The 3020-nt window shown below is 67.5% G+C and carries 5 protein-coding genes; 3 read left to right on the forward strand and 2 right to left on the reverse strand.

Annotated features, from left to right (window positions below; translation table 11 throughout):
• The coding region (locus VFR64_17075) for an isopropylmalate isomerase (GenBank protein ID HET9491454.1) at window positions 1-379 on the forward strand (379 nt) is incomplete at its 5' end.
• Window positions 380-523: 144 nt separating this feature from the next.
• Here the strand turns inward: VFR64_17075 and VFR64_17080 are convergent.
• Together VFR64_17080 and VFR64_17085 are read right to left on the reverse strand one after the other, a co-directional pair.
• Complete coding sequence (locus tag VFR64_17080) at window positions 524-751, reverse strand: helix-hairpin-helix domain-containing protein (GenBank protein HET9491455.1); 228 nt, start codon at window positions 749-751, stop codon at window positions 524-526.
• On the reverse strand, window positions 748-1098 hold the full coding sequence (locus tag VFR64_17085) for a hypothetical protein (protein HET9491456.1): 351 nt from the start codon (window positions 1096-1098) through the stop codon (window positions 748-750). Before VFR64_17085 ends, VFR64_17080 begins: the two co-directional genes overlap by 4 nt.
• A gap of 194 nt (window positions 1099-1292) precedes the next feature.
• Between VFR64_17085 and VFR64_17090 the strand changes: the two genes are divergently transcribed.
• Both VFR64_17090 and VFR64_17095 read left to right on the forward strand, forming a co-directional pair.
• Window positions 1293-1436: a hypothetical protein gene (locus VFR64_17090; GenBank protein HET9491457.1), complete on the forward strand. Its 144-nt coding sequence runs from the start codon at window positions 1293-1295 to the stop codon at window positions 1434-1436.
• A gap of 426 nt (window positions 1437-1862) precedes the next feature.
• A partial coding sequence (locus VFR64_17095) for a DUF222 domain-containing protein (protein ID HET9491458.1) occupies window positions 1863-3020 on the forward strand: 1158 nt, incomplete at its 3' end.

Genomic DNA, 3020 nt, shown 5'->3' on the forward strand with positions numbered 1-3020 from the left:
GAACTTCGGCTGCGGCTCCTCCCGCGAGCACGCCCCCCAGGCCCTGATGCGCTGGGGCATCCGGGCCATCGTGGGCGGCTCCTTCGGCGAGATCTTCTTCGGCAACTGCGTGATGCTCGGCATCCCGTGCCTGACCGCCTCTCAGGCCGACCTGGAGTGGCTCCAGAAAGCCATCGAGCGCGCCCCCGAGCAGGCGGTCACGGTCGACGTGGAGAAGCAGGAGGTACGCGTCGGCGATCGCGTGATCAAGGCCAGCATCCCCGACGGGCCCAGGAATCAGCTCGTGGGTGGGACCTGGGATTCCACGGCGGTGCTGCTGGAGGCGGGCGCGGCGATCGAGGCGACGGCGGGGAAGCTGCCGTACGTCACGGGTTACTGATCGGGGAAGTACACCCTCCATCGCCCGCGCACGGCGAGCGGCGCGACGGCGAGGAGCGTCAGACCTCCGACCAGGTCTGACGCTTGAAGGCCAGCAGGACCATCACGCGTCGGGTGAGCGGCGGAGAAGGCGCCTTGTGCGCAGTCACGCCCCGGGCGCTTCGGCTGCAGTCGCTTCCGCCGGCTGGAAGTCGACGTGCGCCAGCAACGCCGGCGTGACCATGTCGGGTCCCAGGATCTGCATCAGCTCCGTCGCGCCGCTGATGGGGCCGTGCTGAACGCGATGACGAACGATGGCGTCACCCGCCGCTTGATGAATGCCCGGGAGCTCCAGTAACTCCTGCGGATTCGCGAGGTTGATCCGGATCATCATTTCTTGACGAGAAGCTCGAGCCCCTCGGCACATGCCTGGGCTACCTCCGGGCTGGCCTTGTCTTGCCCGGGCATCTTGTCCCAGCCGCCCTTCTCGATGAATTCACTCCTCGACCAGTTGTTGACTTCAGCGAATTCCTTGAGCTTTTGTTCATGATTGGGCTGCTTCACGAACTGCGCGACGCAGATCGCCGCCTGACTCGCCACGACCGCTTTTTGCGTCATGCCGTGGGCAGTGCTGGTGGTCATCCAGCCGCCCCACATGAAGCCGAGGATCATTGCGATGGCGGCCCCACCGATCAGACCCCAGATGCCATACTTGAATTTTGCTGCGGTTTCCACTTTCATGGCCAAGACCCTCCTTGGGGTTCAGGCGCGCTATCGGCGCCTGCTACTCGGGACGGCCTTGCGGAAGGCCTCCGGCGCAGAGGCTAGCAAGCGACGCCGGAACACCGCTATTGGACCTTGGTCCATTGCGCCACCATCTCAAGGAGTCCTTCCTCGGGCTCGGGATTCAGCCGCCGACTCCGGCCTGAGGAAACATGCTCGGCGAAGGGCGCCTCTACATGCTGAACTCCTGGTGGATCGCCACCTTTCCGGGCCTCGCGATCTTCGTGACGACGCTCGTCATCAACCTGATGGGCAACGCCCTGCGTGACTGGCTGGACCCGCACATGAAGCTCTGAGCGTAGCCGGGGCCCGTGGATCAGCACGACCGGCGAATCGCCCAGCGCCTCGACGAGCCGAGGCTCTGCGAACCGGGGGTACGGTGGCGCGCGCCTTAATCTTCCTGGACTGTTTCGGCAATTTTCCTCCTGGCGGCCTCACTCATCGCCGTCAGCTCCCAGGATTCTTTCGCGCCGGGGCCCGACTGTCAACAATAGTGGACACCGCAGCATCCTGCGTTTTTCCCCTTGACAGCCTCCGCGGCTGCGCCGTTCATGCGGCGCGTAGCCCTCAGCAAAAACGAGCCCAGCGCACGGGCGCACCGGCGCGCGATCGAGTCCGTCACGATCAAAAATCATTTCTCCTTCTGAAATCGCTCGCCCCCGACGCTCCTCGGGAGGGCGAAAACCAGGGTGTAGAGTCGGCCAGCAGAGGGAGGGTTCGCTGTGGAGATCCACTCGCTGACCGTCGATGCCACTCACAGCCGCGCCGCAGAGTTGGACCGGCTCGGCGACGAGATCGCGGAGCTGGCGGCTCATCTGGATGCCGCCATGGCCCGCCTCCTGGATCTCATTCGCGAGTTCGACGCCGGCGGCGGCTGGGGCAACGGGTTCAAGTCCTGCGCCCACTGGTTGACCTGGCGGGTCGGACTCGCGCCCGGCGCTGCCCGTGAGCACGTGCGCGTGGCGCGCGCTCTCGGGACGTTGCCGCTGCTGGCCCAGGCGCTCGCTCGCGGGGAGCTGTCGTACTCGAAGGTCCGGGCCCTGACCCGGGTGGCCACCCCGGAGACCGAGGAGCGGCTGCTCGCCGTCGGGCTGGCCGGGACGGCCGAACACGTCGAGCGGATCGTCCGGGGCTGGCGGAGGGCCGATCGGGAGGCCGAGGCTCGGGAGGCGGCGCAGCGGCACAAGAGCCGGGCCCTGCACGTGTATCACGATGTAGACGGCATGGTGGTGCTCCGGGGGCGGCTGGAGCCCGAGGTCGGCGCGCTGGTCATTCAGGCGCTGGCCGCAGCACGAGAGGCGCTGTATCAAAAAGCGCGCGCCAACGAGCAGGAACGCCGCGCTAAGACGGAGAGCGGCTCGGGCGACGTTCCCGCGGGAACGTTCCCGGTCATCCCAGACATCTCCACCCTCGCCCAGCAGCAGGCCGACGCCCTGGCCCTGCTGGCGGAGACCGCCCTGCACCATGGGCTTGATCCCGGTGCCCCGGGCGAGCGTTACCAGGTAGTGGTCCACGTCGATGCCGAGGTCCTGGCGGACGCCGATGCGCCCGGCCAGTCGGTCCTCGACGAGGGCCCACGCGTTCCAGCTGGAACGTCCCAGCGCCTGGCCTGCGATGCCAGCAGGGTGGTGATGCGCCACGACAGAGACGGCCGCCTGCTGGAAGTCGGCGCCCGGACGCGCACGATCCCGCCCGCCCTGCGAAGAGCGCTCCAGCACCGGGACCGCGGCTGTCGCTTCCCAGGATGCGGCGTGCGCTTCGCCCAGGGGCATCATCTCCGCCACTGGGCGCAGGGTGGCCCGACAACGCTCTCCAACCTCGCGCTGTTGTGTCGCCGGCATCACCGCTCGGTCCATGAGGAAGGCTACCGGGTCGATCGA

The organism is Candidatus Methylomirabilota bacterium (genome assembly GCA_035709005.1).
Lineage (GTDB): Bacteria > Methylomirabilota > Methylomirabilia > Rokubacteriales > CSP1-6 > 40CM-4-69-5.